Consider the following 1,837-nt stretch of genomic DNA (forward strand, 5'->3'; position numbering starts at 1 on the left):
CTGCCCACCCCGCCCCTCGCCCTGCCTGCGGATCTGTCGCCTGACCTGCCTGCCGATCTTCCGTCGGCGGGCCGCTCCATCGGGGACCCGGCGGATTACCCGGCGGTCCGGCTGTTCGCCGATCGGGCGGCGGCCGTGCGGCAGGGGTTCTCGCTCGGGCCCGGCAACCTGGCCGCGGTGCTGCGGATCTGCGCGGCTCTCGACGGCCTGCCGCTGGCCATCGAGCTGGCGGCGGCCAGGGTGCGGACGTTCGGGGTGACCGAGATCGCCGACCGGCTGATCGAGCACGGCCGCTTCAGCCTGCTCTCGCGCGGCGACCGCACGGCCGCCGTCCGGCACCGGACGCTGCACGCGGTGGTGGAGTGGAGCTGGAGCCTGCTCGACGCCGAGGAGCAGGCGCTGGCCCGGCGCTTGTCGGTGTTCTCCGGGGGCGCGACCCTGGCGACGGTCGAGCGGGTGTGCGGCGGGCACAGCGCCGGCCCGCTGGCCGGGCTGGTGGAGAAGTCGCTGGTCGAGACCGACGGCGAGCGCTACCAGATGCTCGACACCATCCGGATCTTCTGCGCCGGGCGGCTGGCGGAGGCAGGCGAGGAAGAGCGCCTGAACGCGGCGCACGCGGCCTGGTTCCTGGAGTTCGCGACCCGGGCCGACGAGCACCTCTACCGGGCCGAGCAGCTCCAGTGGCTGGCCGCGCTGTCGGCCGACGACGCCAACCTGCGGGCGGCGCTGCGGTGGAGCGTGGAGCACGACCGGGCGACGGCGTTGCGGCTGATCGCGGCGCTGGCCATGTACTGGTGGCTGAGCGGGCGGCGCGGCCAGGTGACCGGGCACGCCGTACGCCTGCTCGACGCGCTCGGCCCCGAGCCGCCCGCCGGCCTGGCGGTCGAGTACGTCATGGCCGTGCTGCACGCCGTACCCGATGCCGGGTCGCCGCACTGGGAGCGGGCACGGGAGATCGTGGACGCGCTGGACCGTCCGACGCGCCACCCGTTCGGTTCGGCACTCTGGGGGATGGTCGCGGGGCCGCCCGAGCCGGAGCTCGCCGAGCGGCGGCGCCTCGTGCTCGGCGCCGATCCGTGGAGCAGGGCGCTCGCCCGGTTCAGCAACGCGTTGCTGGCGCTGCTCAGCGGCTCGGTCGGTGAGGCGGACCGGGAGCTCGAGTCCGCGCTCGCGGATTTCAGCGCGCTGGGCGAGCGGTGGGGCAAGGCGCAGGCGCTCGACTGGCTCGCGCTGACCGCGAGCTGGCGGGGCGAGTGGGCGCGGGCCATGGAGCTGTGGCGGCAGGCGCTCGTGCTGCTCGAAGAGCTCGGGGCGCTCGACGAGCTGGTGGACACGCTGCACCGGCGGGCCGAGGCGCACTGGCGGGCGGGCGACGCTCGGGCCGCGCGGGCCGGCTACACGCGGGCGGCCGACCTGGCCAGGCGGCTCGGGCGGCCCGAGCTGATGGCGTCGGTGCACCTGCGGCTCGGTGACCTGGCGCGGCAGGAGGGCGACCTGGCCGAGGCCGGGCGGCTGCTCGAAGCGGCGCTGGCGGCCACGGGGTCGGGCGCGTTCCTGGCCGCGGGCGCCCGATCGCACGCGTTCACCGCGCTGGGACGGCTCGCCGAGGCGAAGGGCGACCTCGCGGAGGCCACTCGCCTGCATCGCTCGGCGCTGGCGATCGCGCTGAAGTCGCCGCTGGCCATCGACCGCGCCGACGCCGCGGAAGGGCTCGCCGGCCACGCACTGTTCGCCGACGCCCCGGAGGGGCTCGCCGGCCACGCCCTCCGCGCTGAAGGGCTGGGGCACGCCTCGGGAGCCGCGGCTGAGCGGGCGGCGGTGCTGCTCGGGGTGGGGG

At 76.6% G+C, this 1,837-nt stretch carries 1 protein-coding gene; it reads left to right on the forward strand.

Features of this window, described 5'->3' with window-relative positions; genetic code table 11:
* The coding region (locus ETD85_RS62040) for an ATP-binding protein (protein WP_420847401.1) at positions 1 to 1,837 on the forward strand (1,837 nt) is incomplete at both ends.

Source organism: Nonomuraea zeae (assembly GCF_005889725.1).
Lineage (GTDB): Bacteria > Actinomycetota > Actinomycetes > Streptosporangiales > Streptosporangiaceae > Nonomuraea > Nonomuraea zeae.